15 protein-coding genes, 1 pseudogene and 2 riboswitches are annotated in these 16,252 nt (G+C 37.4%); of the genes and pseudogenes, 12 read left to right on the forward strand and 4 right to left on the reverse strand.

What is annotated here, in order from left to right; all coding sequences use genetic code 11:
* Nucleotides 1-21 precede the first annotated feature (21 nt).
* Together MKY88_RS07500 and MKY88_RS07505 are read left to right on the forward strand one after the other, a co-directional pair.
* A complete protein-coding gene (locus MKY88_RS07500) occupies nucleotides 22-978 on the forward strand; it encodes a VanW family protein (protein WP_328202855.1) in 957 nt (318 codons plus the stop codon).
* Between the two features lie 99 nt (nucleotides 979-1,077).
* Nucleotides 1,078-1,902, forward strand: a complete 825-nt coding sequence (locus tag MKY88_RS07505) for a methyl-accepting chemotaxis protein (RefSeq protein ID WP_328202354.1) — start codon at nucleotides 1,078-1,080, stop codon at nucleotides 1,900-1,902.
* Nucleotides 1,903-1,945: 43 nt separating this feature from the next.
* Here MKY88_RS07505 and MKY88_RS07510 read toward each other — a convergent pair whose 3' ends face one another.
* The 3 genes from MKY88_RS07510 to MKY88_RS07520 form a co-directional block, all read right to left on the reverse strand.
* Nucleotides 1,946-2,563, reverse strand: a complete 618-nt coding sequence (locus MKY88_RS07510) for an HAD-IA family hydrolase (RefSeq protein ID WP_069480715.1) — start codon at nucleotides 2,561-2,563, stop codon at nucleotides 1,946-1,948.
* Between the two features lie 269 nt (nucleotides 2,564-2,832).
* The gene (locus tag MKY88_RS07515) at nucleotides 2,833-3,600 is read right to left on the reverse strand and encodes a YibE/F family protein (protein ID WP_069480716.1); all 768 of its coding nucleotides are present in this window, start codon (nucleotides 3,598-3,600) and stop codon (nucleotides 2,833-2,835) included.
* A complete protein-coding gene (locus tag MKY88_RS07520) occupies nucleotides 3,597-4,721 on the reverse strand; it encodes a YibE/F family protein (RefSeq protein ID WP_328202350.1) in 1,125 nt (374 codons plus the stop codon). Before MKY88_RS07520 ends, MKY88_RS07515 begins: the two co-directional genes overlap by 4 nt.
* A gap of 609 nt (nucleotides 4,722-5,330) precedes the next feature.
* Between MKY88_RS07520 and MKY88_RS07525 the strand changes: the two genes are divergently transcribed.
* The 5 genes and pseudogenes from MKY88_RS07525 (at nucleotide 5,331) to MKY88_RS07545 (ending at nucleotide 11,004) form a co-directional block, all read left to right on the forward strand.
* A complete protein-coding gene (locus tag MKY88_RS07525) occupies nucleotides 5,331-6,956 on the forward strand; it encodes an ABC-F family ATP-binding cassette domain-containing protein (RefSeq protein WP_340813295.1) in 1,626 nt (541 codons plus the stop codon).
* Nucleotides 6,957-7,069: 113 nt separating this feature from the next.
* Nucleotides 7,070-7,195, forward strand: a riboswitch (FMN riboswitch).
* A 116-nt stretch (nucleotides 7,196-7,311) separates the two neighbouring features.
* A riboswitch (FMN riboswitch) is annotated at nucleotides 7,312-7,437 on the forward strand.
* A gap of 183 nt (nucleotides 7,438-7,620) precedes the next feature.
* Entirely contained in the window at nucleotides 7,621-8,259 is a 639-nt protein-coding gene (gene ribE / locus MKY88_RS07530; RefSeq protein WP_328202344.1) for a riboflavin synthase, read from the forward strand.
* Between the two features lie 27 nt (nucleotides 8,260-8,286).
* Nucleotides 8,287-8,877: pseudogene (gene ribB, locus MKY88_RS07535) on the forward strand (3,4-dihydroxy-2-butanone-4-phosphate synthase); the annotation flags it as partial.
* Nucleotides 8,878-8,922: 45 nt separating this feature from the next.
* Complete coding sequence (gene ribH, locus MKY88_RS07540) at nucleotides 8,923-9,390, forward strand: 6,7-dimethyl-8-ribityllumazine synthase (protein ID WP_008176574.1); 468 nt, start codon at nucleotides 8,923-8,925, stop codon at nucleotides 9,388-9,390.
* Between the two features lie 150 nt (nucleotides 9,391-9,540).
* Complete coding sequence (locus tag MKY88_RS07545; protein ID WP_328202342.1) at nucleotides 9,541-11,004, forward strand: spore germination protein; 1,464 nt, start codon at nucleotides 9,541-9,543, stop codon at nucleotides 11,002-11,004.
* 263 nt (nucleotides 11,005-11,267) lie between these two features.
* Here the strand turns inward: MKY88_RS07545 and MKY88_RS07550 are convergent, their stop codons facing one another.
* Complete coding sequence (locus tag MKY88_RS07550; RefSeq protein WP_193831414.1) at nucleotides 11,268-12,575, reverse strand: ATP-binding protein; 1,308 nt, start codon at nucleotides 12,573-12,575, stop codon at nucleotides 11,268-11,270.
* 483 nt (nucleotides 12,576-13,058) lie between these two features.
* Between MKY88_RS07550 and MKY88_RS07555 the strand changes: the two genes are divergently transcribed.
* From MKY88_RS07555 to MKY88_RS07575, 5 genes are all read left to right on the forward strand, one after another.
* Complete coding sequence (locus MKY88_RS07555; RefSeq protein WP_340813297.1) at nucleotides 13,059-13,607, forward strand: histidine phosphatase family protein; 549 nt, start codon at nucleotides 13,059-13,061, stop codon at nucleotides 13,605-13,607.
* Between the two features lie 12 nt (nucleotides 13,608-13,619).
* The gene (locus tag MKY88_RS07560) at nucleotides 13,620-14,465 is read left to right on the forward strand and encodes a GNAT family N-acetyltransferase (RefSeq protein ID WP_340813298.1); all 846 of its coding nucleotides are present in this window, start codon (nucleotides 13,620-13,622) and stop codon (nucleotides 14,463-14,465) included.
* Nucleotides 14,466-14,535: 70 nt separating this feature from the next.
* A complete protein-coding gene (locus MKY88_RS07565; RefSeq protein ID WP_328202337.1) occupies nucleotides 14,536-14,757 on the forward strand; it encodes a DUF2829 domain-containing protein in 222 nt (73 codons plus the stop codon).
* Between the two features lie 56 nt (nucleotides 14,758-14,813).
* Nucleotides 14,814-15,569 (forward strand): 3-oxoacyl-ACP reductase, encoded by a 756-nt coding sequence (locus MKY88_RS07570; protein WP_069480725.1) that lies wholly within the window; start codon nucleotides 14,814-14,816, stop codon nucleotides 15,567-15,569.
* A 149-nt stretch (nucleotides 15,570-15,718) separates the two neighbouring features.
* A complete protein-coding gene (locus tag MKY88_RS07575; protein WP_340813299.1) occupies nucleotides 15,719-16,228 on the forward strand; it encodes a QueT transporter family protein in 510 nt (169 codons plus the stop codon).
* The last annotated feature ends 24 nt before the right edge of the window (nucleotides 16,229-16,252 follow it).

Below are 16,252 nucleotides of genomic sequence, written 5' to 3' on the forward strand. Positions count from 1 at the left end.
TCCGCATTTTGCGTTTTATGTATGGTGGGACTAGTAGGTTGTCAAAAAAATTTGAACAACGACCAAAGTCTAGAGCAAGAAAATCAACCATTAAAACAGCCAATCGAAGAAATGAAAAAGCCAGTTAGCTATGAGCAAGTTCCACAAATTGGGCCGGCTCTTGTAGAGATTGTAGATCCTAGGACAAAGACGATTATTGAAACCATTTCACCAAAGGATAGTGGCTATGAGACTAATATACATGCCTATCAGCAGCACATCGAGCAGTTAGCAAAGGAATTAGCACGAGGGACAGATGAGATGGAAGGCTATGACCAGAGAATGATGCTCGATCGATTGGATGAAGAAGGAAAAGTAATCAAGGGAAGGCCACAAATGATTTTAAAAGAAAGCGAATTAGTGGAGAGAATTCTGGAAGCCTCTGCGACTGGTGGTCAAGTAGAAGTACCTCTTTATTTAACGCAAAGTGGGTATTCATTTGAGGACATTCCTTATTTAGAGGAAGTCGTTGTGGCATCCTATACGACGTATTTTAATAGCACTGATGTGGGAAGAAATAAAAATATTGAACTTTCTGCCGAGGCCATTAATAATGTCATCGTTGGTAGTGGAGATCATTTTTCATTTAATACGATGGTCGGACCACGTGATGAAGCAAATGGCTATCAGCCTGCACCAGAAATTATAAATAAGAAAGTGGTAATGGGGATTGGTGGGGGTATTTGTCAAACTTCTTCGACCCTCTTTAATGCAGTGGATCAGCTACAAGTCAAGTATGTAGAACGTCACCATCATTCTCTGGATATTGGATATGTGCCAAAAGGAAGGGATGCTACGGTTTCCTATGGAAGCTTGGATTTCAGGTTTCAGAACACTAGTGATGTCCCATTTTTAATTCAAACTACCTATGGAAAAGATTTTTTGACGATCGAAATACGAACTGCTGAAAAATATGTAGAAATATTGACAAAGGGTTAATGCTGCGAAAAGACACCATAAGACGTTGGTGTCTTTTTATAAGTGTCATGATATAGTTAAAATTGAATATATAGTAAACATTTGGGAGGGGGATAGATAATGCATCCAAAACTACTGGCCGTCATAGAGACGATGGATCTATATCAGGCAACATACCCAGAGGATGCTTGTGTCATAGTGGCAGACACTGAAAAAGTACTTGCCTATAAACCGGGGAAGCATGTTGACTTAAAAGTAGGTGTAGGTGAACCTGTACATAAATATCGGGGAACAGCAACGGAAGTCGCGTTGAGTTCAGGTCGATTCGTTAAAGAGGAACGAGGAGCAGAGGGGTTTGGTATGGCGTATATCGCCTCGGCACAGCCTATTTTTGATGGAGGTCAGATCATCGGTGTATTAAGTGCCATCATTTCTAATGAGAAAATGGATCGTATGCGTCTATTGGCGACGGATCTTTCGAGTGCGGTTGAAGAAATGACTGCCACAAATGAAGAATTAGCTACAGCCAGTATAGATGTTTCCAATCGTTTAGGAGAATTATCAAATTTCTCAGAATCAATGGCAGGCGATATTGAACAAATTAATGTAATTGTTCAGTTAGTAAAAGATTTAGCGATGAAATCTAAAATTCTTGGCTTGAATGCATCCATCGAAGCGGCTCGTTCTGGTGAGCATGGTCTTGGTTTTGCAGTTGTCGCAACTGAAATACAAAAAATGTCCCAAAGCAGTACAGAAAGTGCGAATAGTATTACGAAACAATTAGAAAGCATTAAACAATCGATTGATCAGGTGAATGTTTCCGCAAATCAAGTTGCTGCCTTTACCCAGCAATTTGCAATAAGTATTCATGAATTAAGCGATGCATATAAAGGGGTAAACCATACTGCTGAAAAGCTATTGCATATTAGCGAAATCAAAGTTTAAACATATAAAGGATAATAGCCGATAAAGGGCTATTATCCTCCTATTAAATAATCTCTAAAATTTCCTCAGGTGTCGCTACCTTGTATTCTGGCTCTTCATTTTGTATGACTTCAATTGCGTCATAGCCCCATTCTACCCATATAATAGGTACCCCTGCTTTTTTACACGCCACAATATCCCTTTGTTCATCCCCTATATATATTACTTCAGATGATGAAACACTCGATTCCTTTAAAAACTTTTTCATGACTTTATCCTTGCCAAAAATACGATTGGAGCAAAGGACATCTGCAATACAGTCAATGCCATTCATTTTGAGAAATTCTAAAATATTGTCCTTCGAATTAGAAGAGATAATCAAAATCTTATAACCTCTTTTATCAATTTCTAGCAATACTTCTTTCATCCCTTCAAAAAGATGAACATCGTTTAATGATTGGCGATATAACTTGTAAAATTGCGGTAAAATCATAGGCAATTTATACATCGGGAAATCAAATAATTTACTACGTTCTGAAATCGATAATTTTTTTAATGTATCAATTTCCTTTAATTCAATCCCTTTAAATTTATATTTTTGTGCTAACGTATTCCATGCTGATGCAAACACGGCGGTTGAATCTGCAAGTGTTCCATCAAAATCAAAAATTATATGCTTCATTGCAAACTTTCTCCTTTATCATCTAGTTGTATTGACGTTTTATGCAAAAAAATGTTACATGGAATGGGCGTTTGATTGGGGCATGAAATATGGAACAACAATCCTATTAAAAGTTCTGTATTCATCATATGGTAAATATTATCAGAAAATACGGCATTTGCAATGGAAATCATGCAACAAAATAGGGCGTCTCAAAAATCATTTGAGACACCCAGTAAGCTACAGCCCAGCCCCTCTGACGAAAGATAGGTATGGTATCTATGTGAGTGCTATTCTGTTTTTTCTCGTGTTTTAACTAAATAATATGCATTGACGGAGGATGCGATAGGAATAATGAGGGCAATGCCGATGCCTGCGCAAAAAATCGTCATCATTTCTGCGCTAAATACTTTGGAATTGACGATTTCGCCAATTGAATAAGAGAGATCCTTAAACCATATGAGTAAACTTAAATAGCCACCAAAGAAAGCAAAAAATAAAGTATTTGTATCGGTTCCTAAAATGTCTCTTCCAATATTTAATCCAGAGGTAAACAGTGACTTTCTACTAATCGAAGGATTATGATAAAAAATTTCATGCATCGAAGTCGCGATGGAAATGGCAACATCCATAATGGCACCAATCGTACTCATAATAATGACCGATGCACCAATCTGCACGAAATTCACACCAATATATAGGGAAAAAATACTTATTTCCTCCGTTGATTCTTCGCCAAAGCCTTGAATCATCGATTTTTTCGTTACTAACGTAATAAAAAACAATAAAACAACGATCGTCACCATTGTGGAAATAAACGCTGTAATGGTTTTACTATTTGTTTTATTAATATAAAACAAACTAATGCAACTGATAACAGTGCACGCAATAAACGTCAGGATGATAGGGCTATTTTTAGGGTTTGTCATAAGAAAAATAGTCACAAATAGCACGCCGAAATTTAAAAATAAAGAAAGAAACGAGCGTAGTCCTTGCTTTCCTCCAACTACCACCATTAATAAACATAAAATGCCTGCCAATACAACGATGACATTCATGCCTTCACCCTCTTTCGATTAATGAAAAAAATAGCGGTATATTGACTAATAGGTATGGTGAGGACTACTCCAATACCCCCTGCAAGGGCACGAGCTAGCTCTAAAGAAAGGTTCAAGGATAGTGTCAGTCCTAATGTAGAGGAATTTTTCAAATAGAGTATGACCATTGGTATGGAGCCACAAATATAGGCGAAAAATAATATGCTTGTAATGGTACCCATAATGTCTTTTCCAATCTCATGACCGGATGCCTTTAAAGCTTGTAAAGAAATACGAGAATCTTGTTCATATAGGGCGAAAATAGAAGAAGACATCGTAATGGCGACATCCATAACAGCCCCAAGTGAACCAATAAATAAACCAGCCATAAAGACGGTTCGGTAGGGACGTGTTAAAAATTGCATTTCCTCATAGCGTAGACCGTTTTCCCCTGTTAACCACATCACAGCTGTGCTAATTATGAGGGCTATCATTGTCCCTAAAAGTGTAGATATAATCGCTGCATATGTTTTCGTCTTCAAACCACTAATCAGTAACAACGAAATAATGGTAAATAATAGGACACAAACCCCACTTATGAATAATAAATTGAGGCTGCCATGCTTTACGTAAAGGTCTAATGCAAATGTTAAAATGCAGGCATTTATGACTAAGCTAATAATGGCAAATAAACCTTGTCGTTTACCGATGATAAGTAGCGCAAAGATAAAAATCCAAGCGATCATCATAATTGTTTGATCTCGTTTCAAATCGAGAATAGAGCCCGTTAACTCTGATTTTGTTGAATGTTCATCTATGGCGACAAAGATTTCATTGCCGACATGGTATTCCTGATCAAAAGCTCCGGATGAAGAATAGTCATTCGTCAAATCAATTATTTGTCCTTTGTGCTGCCCATTTTTAAGCACAGCTTTCATTTGCTGTGTATACAACATATCGTCATTATCATACATATCTGTTATTGGCTCAGAATCTGCCACTTTGACTTTTAGAATTTCAGCAATGGGTCGATCATAAAATTGTTCATTATGATGAACGAAAAAAATGGAAAGGGCACAGCCAAGTAATAACAAGGCGTAGAAAATACGTTGTTTATACGTTATGTTTCTTAAATATTGCAATGAAATGACCTCCAAACTAGTGGACTGAATAGTCACTTGTACAGGAACGATTTTAAGAATAGTAAGTTCCAATATATTCTCAAGTTTAACGATAGGAATGATATATTCCAAGGCATTTATACTATAAAAATGCGGCAGGACATTTGTATTCTAAAAAAAAATATGATAGATTAATTGGTATTATAAATTCGAAGGGAGGGCGAAGTGATTGGAAACTGTTTGTGCGAAAGGTTTAACTGAATCAGAGGTAAAATCTTACAATCTTTGTGGGGATTTGCTGGCTAAGGGAGAAGTGTGCCCTTTTTTAAGCAAATTTCATATCGATACAGATTCCGGTGCTTTTTGCCTTCTTTATTTCTAACAGATTGATGCCCAATTAAATGGGATGAATAGATTGCTAGACGCCGGTACGTAACGGCGTTTTTTTGTTTAATTGTAAAATTTAACATGCCCTATTGATTATAGGGATGTTTGTAAGGTGCCGTTTATGACGGCGCCTTTTTTTGTGTTTGAAAGGAGTGAAAAGTGATGTGTAACCTTATATGTCCATTTATTTCTTGAGCAATTAGCTTAGTAGTAATGGATAAAATAAATAAGGAGATTGAAAAAATGATACTTCAATTAAATGGAATTAGTAAGAGCTACTTGGGAGATCCGATTCTTTCAAAGATATCAATGAAATTGGAACGTGGCGATCGGATTGGACTTATAGGTGTAAATGGAGCAGGAAAATCAACACTACTAAAGATCATTACAGGGGATCTTTCTTATGATGAAGGGGACATTTTTATAGGGAAGGGAATTAAACTAGGTTATTTGCGACAAGATAGTGGGTTACAGCCAGACCATACGATTTGGACAGAAATGCTTGGCGCATTTACTGAGCTTCAAGAGGCTGAAAAGGAACTTCGAGAGCTGGAAATGCAGATGGGTGAGCCTTCCTGCATAAATGACCCTGAAAAGCTGGAACAAGTTATGAAGAAATATGAGAGAAAATCAGATTGGTTTTCACAGCAAGGTGGCTATGATGTCGAGGCAAAAATAAATAGTATGTTAAATGGAATGGGCTTTGGGAGTACGCCGACAAACACACTTGTCGCATCATTAAGTGGCGGACAGAAAACTAGACTGGCACTTGCTAAAATTTTATTAGAGCAGCCGGATTTGTTGCTGTTAGATGAACCGACTAATCATTTGGATTTTGCGACTTTAAACTGGCTTGAAAGCTATTTACGGGGCTATCAGGGGGCTATTCTTGTTATTTCTCATGATCGTTATTTTTTAGATGCCCTTGTCAATGAAATTTATGAGATTGAACGTACCCATGGAACAACATACAGCGGTAACTACTCTAAGTATGTGGAAAGCAAGGCGAAAAATCGCGAATTAATGGAAAAGAAATATACAATGCAGCAGCAGCAAATCGCCAAAATGGAGAATTATATTGAGCGGAATATTGCGATGGCTACTTCCTCAAAAAGCGCCAAGAATAAAAGGAAGCAGCTTGAACGAATAAGTCGTCTTGAAAAGCCTCACAAGGATCTAAAACACGCACAAATGGCATTTGCTACAGATAAGAAATCACATAAAGAAGTGTTGAAGGTAAAAGATGTAGTGCTCTCCTATCAGCTAGAAAATAGCAGGAAAACATTAGTGCAAGATATTGAGTTTTCCTTATATAGAGGCGATCGGGTTGCATTAGTAGGTCCCAATGGTGTTGGGAAATCAACGCTATTAAAGGCGTTATTACATGAATTGACACCAGACCGTGGCGTTATCGCATGGGGGAATGGTGTGACAATAGGCTATTATGATCAGGAGCAAGAGTCATTGCATCCTAATAACACAATATTACACGAAGTTTGGGGTCCTTTTCCTTCGGTGGATGAGGCAAGAATACGATCAGTACTCGGTAATTTTTTATTTACGAAAGAAGATGTTTTTAAAAAGATAGCCTCCCTTAGCGGTGGGGAAAAAGCACGTGTAGCCTTAGCAAAGCTTATTTTGCAAAAAGCAAATGTGCTTATTATGGACGAACCAACCAATCATCTTGATTTATTTAGCAAAGAAGTATTGGAGGAGGCTCTATTGCAATTTGACGGCACATTATTATGTATTTCTCATGACCGTTATTTTCTTAATAAGCTAGCGAATAAATTGTTAGAATTATCACCAACTGGGATGACGGCCTTTTCGGGAAATTATGATGATTATGTTCAAAAAATAAACCATTAAAGGACTTAGCAGCCACCTCTATAGCAAGAGGTGGTGCTTTTTTTAAAAAAATTACGGACAGAAGTATAGATAATATAATTAAATAGTGTTATCGTAAGAACTAGCTAAATAAAATGATCCTTCGGGGTAGGGTGAAATTCCCAATCGGCGGTGATGAAGTCATTCAAAGTCCGTGAGCGCAAGCTGATTTGGTGCAAATCCAAAACCGACAGTAATAGTCTGGATGGGAGAAGGGTATAAGTGCGAGCTTTTTAAATTCAATTTAATTTAGAAGGTCTATTTGACTATGCATTTATGACACTGCTTCCCGCAAATATGTTGGGAAGTTTTTTTTTAGCCAATCAATTGAATAGAAGATGTTCTTCGGGGTAGGGTGAAATTCCCAATCGGCGGTGATGAAGAAATTCAAAGTCCGTGAGCGCAAGCTGATTTGGTGCAAATCCAAAACCGACAGTGATAGTCTGGATGGGAGAAGAACAAATAAGATAATAGTCTATGGAAAAAATGAATATCCAAGTAGGCTTATTTATTGATGTCTTATACTCCCAAAACCCCTTTGTCAAAGGGGTTTTTCGTTTTATATAAGCTTTAGAAGGGAGACGGATAGAAACCCAAAAGCGATGGATAGAAGCTACGAAAGATCAGTGTGAAAGTAGGTGAAGAAATGTTTACAGGTATTGTAGAGGATATTGGCACTATTAAAGCCTTGCAAAGCAATAAGAACAGTATGAAAATTACGGTTCAATCATTTAAAGTTGCTGAAGATGTAGGGTTAGGGGACAGTATAGCAGTCAATGGTGTTTGTTTAACGGTGACCCATTTTACGGATGAAGAGCTTACGATGGATGTTATGCCTGAAACCGTCAAAGCTACAAATTTACATCAGCTGACAATAGGTGATCCGGTTAATTTGGAGCGTGCCATGCCTGCTAACGGGCGATTTGGGGGGCATTTTGTTGCTGGTCATGTAGATGGCATTGGGAAGATTTTACGAAAGCGTCCAGTGGCCAACGCGGTTTATATTGATATCGAATTGTCTGAGGAACTAACAAGTTTCTGTATTCCAAAGGGCTCTATAACGATTGATGGCACAAGCTTAACAATCTTTCAGGTTGAAACGAATCAAGTCACTATTTCACTGATTCCTCATACTTATAAGGAAACGATTTTAGGTATGAAAAAAATGGGCGCATTCGTCAATATTGAAACAGATTTAGTCGGTAAATATATTTTAAACGACTTGAAAAATGGGCAAGGCAAGTCAATGATAACAAGAGATTATTTGGCACGACACGGTTTTTAAGATCACATAATGAGGAGATGAAAAATAGTGCTACATGCAATTGAAGATGCCATAGAGGATTTAAAACAAGGGAAAGTGATCGTCGTAGTGGATGATGAAGATCGGGAAAATGAGGGGGATCTTCTAGCGCTTGCTGAATTTATCACTCCGGAAACGATAAACTTTATGGCGACTTATGGAAAAGGTCTAATTTGTACACCGATTTCGCAGGAGCTAGCATATAAATTAGATCTGCACCCAATGGTTCAGCATAATACGGATAACCATCAAACTGCATTTACCGTAAGTATCGACCATATGGACACAACAACGGGGATTAGTGCCTTTGAGCGAGCTTTCACCATACAAAAGATGCTGGAGTCTCAGGCAAAAAAAACTGATTTTCGTCGACCGGGACACATTTTTCCACTAATCGCAAAGGATAATGGTGTCTTAGAGCGAAGAGGCCATACGGAGGCGAGCATTGATTTAGCCAAGCTTTGTCACAGTATTCCTGCTGGAGTAATTTGTGAAATTATGGGAGACGATGGTCACATGATGCGCTTTGATGAATTGACAAAGTATGCAGCACATCATGGATTAAAAATGATTTCTATTGAGGCGTTAGCCGCTTATCGTAGTCAATCATTTACAACAAACTAAAAACGAGGGAGATATAAAAAAATGGGTCAAACATTTGAAGCACAATTAATTGGGACGGATTTAAAAATTGCAGTAGTCGTAGGTCGATTCAATGAGTTTATTACAAGTAAATTATTAGATGGTGCAATGGATGGGTTAAAACGACACGGTGTAGATGAAGCTTCCATTGATGTTGCATGGGTGCCAGGAGCTTTTGAGGTGCCTTTCATTGCGAAACAATTAGCAGAGACAAAGAAATATGACGCCATTATTGGTTTAGGTACTGTTATTCGTGGTTCTACGACACATTATGACTATGTATGTAATGAGTCTGCCAAAGGTATTGCGAATGTTTCATTAACAACCAATGTGCCAGTTATTTTCGGTATTGTTACAACAGAAAATATTGAACAGGCGATTGAGCGTGCGGGAACAAAATCAGGTAATAAAGGCTATGACTCCGCGATCTCGGCAATTGAGATGGCTAATCTACAAAAAATGATTGGCTAAAGACATCCTGAATAGGTTATAACAGTATTTGTTTCTTGAATAATTTTTATGTCCATGGGAAAAATATGCCTAAGTATATTTATTACATGTCGAAGTTTTCATAAATGTACTAAACTTGAGCAGGCTCAGTAGGAGATGAGAAGTATTTCAATGGAACAAATGATGAATTTGAAAATGTTGAAATCACTATTTCAACGCTCTGCTGATGTAATATTCCAACAGTATAAATTTCAGCAACATACGGTCCATATGATAACCTGTGATGCCATGATAGACGAAGAACTCCTTCAAACAGTTGTGGTCGAACGTGTCCAATCCTTATTTAATAGTGGTTCTGATGAAACGTTAGAGGAGCTAATTGAACAGCATCTTCACGTTCCCTATTTACAAAAGGTCACTAAGAAGGAGGATATAATTACAAGAGTCTACAAGGGCCATGTCTTATTATATTTTGAGGAAGATCACTTGATTTATTCCAGTGATATTTCAAATAGACCTAATCGTGAGACGGGGGAAACAACGCTTGAGTTAGTTGTAAAGGGACCAAGAGATGATTTTATTGAAGATGTATTTATTAATATAGCTTTATTAAGAAAACGTTTACCTACAAATTCATTTAGTGTAGAAACATTAGAAATCGGTCAACGCTCTAAAACAACGGTAGCCGTTTTATATATGGAAGACATTGTGAATTTAAATATGCTAGAACAAATCCGATTACAATTACAAAAAATTGATACAGATATTGTCGTCAATGGTGATTTGCTAATGGAGGCAATTGAACAAACGGCAAAAGTTCTCCCTAGACACGATTATACGGGAAGACCAGATTTTGCTCTTCAAGCATTAATGAGGGGACGAATATTAATAATGATCGATGGCGTTTCCTACGCCATGATTATTCCCGCTAATATTATGCTGCTCTTTAAAACATCTGAGGACAATGAATATCCGATCATTGTCAGTTCAATGGAACGGGTGCTCCGAATATTTGGGATACTGATCAGTATGTTACTTCCTGGTTTTTGGCTAGCCGTAACAACTTATCATCAAGAGCAGCTCCCATATCTTCTACTTGCGACAGTGGTTGAATCAAGAACGGGATTACCATTTCCGACGATACTAGAAATAATGATGATGCTATTTATGTTTGAAATGTTCCGCGAGGCCAACTTACGCTTGCCTAGTGCCATCAGTGGCTCGATCAGTGTTGTTGGAGGGTTAATTATTGGAGATGCTGCGATTAAAGCTGGTGTGACAAGCCCTTCGATGATTGTTATCATTGCAATTTCAAGCATTGCTGCATTTACACTGGTCAATCAAGCCTTTGTGACCGCAATGAGTATTTTCCGGTTAATCATCATTTTATTTTCAGCCTTTTTGGGTCTATTTGGATTTTTTATTTCAGTATTTTTCATTATCATTTATGCAGCAAATATGCGTGTTCTAGGTGTGCCCTATATTAATTTTAGTGCAGATTTTGAAAAGGGTAATATTGGAAAATCCTTACTGCGTTTATCGCCGAAGGGCTATAGTCTACGTCCTTCCTTCCTAAAATCACAGGACAGGACAAGAACTGCTAATAATAAAACAAAAAAAGATCAGGGTGTATGACCATTACCAGACATCAGACTGTAGACAAGCTCAAAAAAATTAGAGATTGTCTACAGTCTTTTTTACATTAACTTGCCACTATGGGAGGGGAGCTGTTTCTCTCCTATTTCCGTAGGAGCTGTTACCCCTAGTACCAATCAACTTTTAAGAAACCTTAGTGCTGAACTTCTATTTCTACGCATGTGAAAGAGAAGAAGAACAACAAACGCCATTGAGAGTTATCTTCTCAATGGCGTTTGTCTAAAGCTCTCTACATTTTGTAGCTATTTAAAAGGAATATGGACGATGGCAGTCGTTTCAAGGTGTTTCGATGATTCAATCGAAATATCTCCATGATATTTATGGACAATTTCTTTCACAATAAATAGTCCTTGCCCTCGAATTTTACCATTTTCATGCTTTTTCGTAGAGAATCCTTGTTTAAAGATTTGGTTTGCGTCTACAATATTCGGTCCTGTATTCGTAATTTTAAATTCATATTGTCCTTCATCAGCTCGACAACAAATCATAATTTTACGTTGCCCCTCAGGCAATTCATTCGCAGCATCAATCGCATTGTCAATTAAGTTCGATAGAATCTTGATTAAATCGGTCGTTTTAATTTTATTAAAATCGCCCTGAGAGATGGTAAAATCCATATCAATATTATGATTCTGTGCTGTTAGCTTTTTCGTTTGTAATAATATGGATAAACCTGGATGGTCAATATTTAATTTTAATGATTTAATCGCTTGTACTTCTTTAGACAGTGATGCTAAATATTGTTTTGCTTGATCTGTTTTTTCTAACTGTAAAAGGCCATGTAAAACTTGGATATGGTTCGTGAAATCATGACGTAACGATGACACCGAAGTAATCAACGTTTTGATCTCTGCTTGGTAAGTGTCTTCTGTAGCTCCTACTTCCTTCGCTACCTCTTTTTGGTACCATCTTTGTAAAAATAAAAAAGAACCAGCAACAATTAAAATAAATACACCATTGAAAATAAAAATAAATAGGTTATCTTCAATTACTTTGCCTTTAATACCATTCAATGTATCTGCACTTATATCAATGCCTAGGTAACCAATTATTTTGCCTGTATCATCTTTAATTGGCGCACCAACAGATAAATAAGAACCATGGACTGAATCATGGATTACCTCTGTGACATAGGTTTCACCATGATAGGCTTTTTCTACTTGTTTAGCTGGAACAGTACAAACCTCACCTATTTCAAATCCTTTTTTTAGTTCACTTGGCAGACCCATCACCATTGCTTTTGAAACTTTTGGATTATCCACCTGTAATGTATAAACAAATAATGCACCTAGCTTTACCCTTGCATCATTTAAGTAACTTCTTACTTCCCAATAATAATCATTCTTTTGCGGATTATTCAAAAATTGCTGATAAGCAATTGTATCGATGGAAGAAGCAATGGAATTAGCAGCCTCAAGACTTTGATTAGCAATTGATTCTTCAACGGTCTTTTTAATTTTTACATAGGAGGTAATGATGTTTAAACTTGTAAACAAACATAATAAAATTGTGGATAGAATTAATATAAGCTTTATTTTTCGATTTTTCATATTACTCGGGACTTCCTCATCTATTAATATTCTAGAATATTAATTAACTCTATTTTTTGTTTGTAAACCAAACAATGCTTGTTTATCCTACATAAATTAAAACACAAAATCAATATGACTTTAAAATTACACACCGTAAACACTAGTTTAATAATCCTTTACAAGAAAGTAAACTAAAAAGGTGAAACAGCACATTTTATGTCTCATTTCCTATACTCATGGAAAATTCAAAAATTTTCTAAAACAAAGGTCACATAAAAAAAGAATAGGTGCCAGTCGTATATAATCTTTTCGACAAAATTTGTAGATAAAGTACTGTATATAAAAGTTGAGGGGAACGAGGAGCAGCGACTCATGCGGAAATCGATAGTTTCATTATTTCTATATAGAGGAAAAAATCTCTCTGAAAAATAGGGAGCTTTTTTCTATTTGTAAGACATACATTACAAAGAATAAAGTGATAAAATGAAGGGGATGAAAGAATTGGAAAAGGATCTCCTGAAATTATTAAAAGAGGGAGGACTTATTTTATATGCAAGACATGGGACTGCAACAGTTGGTGTAGATCAAGCTAATGGTCTATTTCAAAGTTGTCAGTATCAAAGAAATTTATCAGAACAAGGCCGTCATGAGGCTATTTATTATGGCCAAATGTTACGTTATTGGCAAATTCCCATCCTTGCGCCTATCACAGCAAGTCCTTTCTGTCGAACGATTGAAACAGCTCAGTTGGCTTTTCCAAATGTTCAAGTACAGATTGACCCTTTTTTGTTTGAGATCTTTATGTTAGGTGGAAATCTTTCGAATGTTCAACAAAATACAATTTTAATGGCTTTTCAATCTATGTTGGAAATGAAACCTCCAGAGGGAATCAATAGAGTAATGATTGGTCATAGTTTTCCAGAAAATGTGGGACTAGGGGACATCTCGAATATGGGCACGGTTGTTGTAAAACCTAAAGGCTTAGGTCAAGGATATGAAGTTTTGGGGAAAATGACATTAGAAGATTTAGCAAAATTAGATTCCATTTGAGGTGAGGAAACGATGAATATTAAAACAGTTTCACAATGTACATTAGAGGAAGTATTACGGGCGTGGAACAAAGGCTTTGAAGGATACTTTGTGCCAATCCACATGACAGCAGAGATGTTTTTACAGCGGCTTGTTGGGGAAGGATTGTCAGCTGAGCACTCCATTGTCGCTTTTGACCATAATGAACCAATTGGTATTGTCGTGAACGGTTTTCGTCACATGGATGGCAAGAAAATAGCTTGGAATGGGGGAACGGGTATTTCGCCTAATTATCGTGGGAAAGGCGTTTCACGATTATTAATGGAGGAAACTCTAGCTATTTATGAACGAGAAAATGTTGAAATTGCCACACTGGAAGCAATAAAGGAAAATTCGGTAGCGATTGCTTTGTATGAAAAATATGGCTATGTTATAACTGATCAACTTCAGTTTTTAAGTGGGGAATATGAGGCGAAGGTAGAACATACATCAGCAATTCGAGTAGAAATAATTCGCCCAGAGCAATTACCTCATGTGCCGTTTTATCAGGAAGATGTTCCTTGGCAATGTAGCTGGCATAGCGTTAAGCAGGGAGAGGCTAGGGTTTTCTATAACGAAGCAAATGATGTGCTGGGCTATATGTTATATAAAACAGCATGGGATAAACAGGGTGAGTTGGAGCAGGTCATTCTTTATCAATTGGAAGTAGTAGAAGAGAGTAATATCCAATTACTGCCGCGCTTCTTAGCCAGTGTGACAGCTCATAAGGTGAATATAACAGCCGTTAATTTCTTAGCTAGCAGTCCAGCCACGAGCTATTTAGTGGAAAATGGACTAAAGGTGACGACAGAGCAGGTACAGATGAAAAAGCAATGCTAACCATAGTTGTCAACCTAACTAAAATCCAGTATACTAATGCGATAATGGATGGGAATAGAGGATGAAAGACATGACATTTGAAGAAATATTACCACGTTTTAAAGCAGGAGATAAAGGTATTCGTGAAGGTTGGGGCGGTGCTGAACTATATGTGAAGCTAGTTGGTCAAAGCCAACACGATGGTGAGACTTTAAACCCTTATTTTTTGATTAATGTACGCGGAGAAGGCTACACAATGTTCACGCCTACAGTATGTGATTTATTAGCAGAAGATTGGATTGTCGTTGAATAATAATATGAGAAGTCATCTCAATTTTGAGGTGGCTTCTTTTTGTAAGGAGACTTGTTATGAAGTTCGAAGAATATAAAAATAAAACTGTTTTCATTACAGGGGCAGCATCAGGTATTGGATATGCTCAAGCACTTGGATTTTTAGAAAATGGCGCGTATGTATTTGGTTTTGATATAGAGGTACGAGGGTTAGTCCAATTACAGCAGCAATATCCGGAGCATTTTGCCTATATGGTAGGAAGTGTTTGTAGCCAACAAGATGTGGAACAGTCGTACGAAGCTGCTATTTCTTCATTTACACAAATTGATATTTTATGTAATACAGCAGGTATTTTAGATGGCTTTGCAAAAACGCTTGATACGGACGAGGCACTGTGGGATAAAATTATGAACACCAATGTCAAAGGAACGTTTTTTGTGACAAATAGAATCTTGCCTCATATGGTTGCACGAGGAGCTGGTACGATTGTCAATATGGCTTCGATTGCTGGACTTGTTGCTGGTGGTGGAGGAGCAGCCTACACAGCTTCTAAGCATGCCATTGTTGGCTACACGAAGCAGCTAGCTTTAGATTACTGTAGAGCGGGAATACGGGCAAATGCAATTGCTCCTGGAGCCATTCAAACTCCGATGAATCAGGCAGATTTTGAAGGAGATGGGGAAATGGCGAACTGGGTGGCAGAGGAAACGCCAGCTGGTCGCTGGGCACAACCTCAAGAGGTGGCAAATCTAACCTTATTTTTAGCAAGCTCAGCAGCAGATTATATGCATGGCACTGTCTTGCCGATCGATGGCGGCTGGTTGACCAAGTAGCATTGTTCATTCAGATATTCTTCTGCTATAATACGCAAGTAAGTAAAATTGCTTGCACTACGGCACTTCAGATAGGGCGCTAAGCTCTCGTCCTTTGGTCGTAGTTATTACTAAAATAGCGATTAGCTATTTTACAAAGGAGAATAGAATTGAATACTTCGACTGTAAAAGATTCAAGTCTTATGTCAGCAAGTGAACTGACAAAGACGGCACTTGTTGCAGCTCTCTATGTTGCTGTAACGGTTTTATTGTCAGTCATTAGCTTTGGCGCTGTTCAGCTACGTTTGTCAGAAATGTTTAATTATCTGGCATTGTACAATAAGCGCTATGTAGTAGCAGTGACGTTAGGCGTTATACTTGCAAATTTCATGTCGCCCACATGGATAGTAGATGTGCCGATTGGTGGGATTGCCACCTTCCTAGTCTTATTACTTTGTAGGAGTATTACAAAGCATATCGCCCATGACATTGGAAAAATGGTTGTGACAGCACTAATATTTGCTGTATCTATGTTTACGGTTGCTGGGCAATTAACCATTCTTTATGACCTCCCTTTTTGGGCTACATGGTTCACAGTGGGGATTGGAGAATTATTGTCTATGACTGTTGGTGGACTGACAGTTTACTTATTAAATAAAAAAATAGATTTGTCTAAATAATTGAATGATCCTAGCATTATCCAT

This window comes from Lysinibacillus sp. FSL R7-0073 (genome assembly GCF_038009065.1).
GTDB lineage: Bacteria > Bacillota > Bacilli > Bacillales_A > Planococcaceae > Lysinibacillus > Lysinibacillus fusiformis.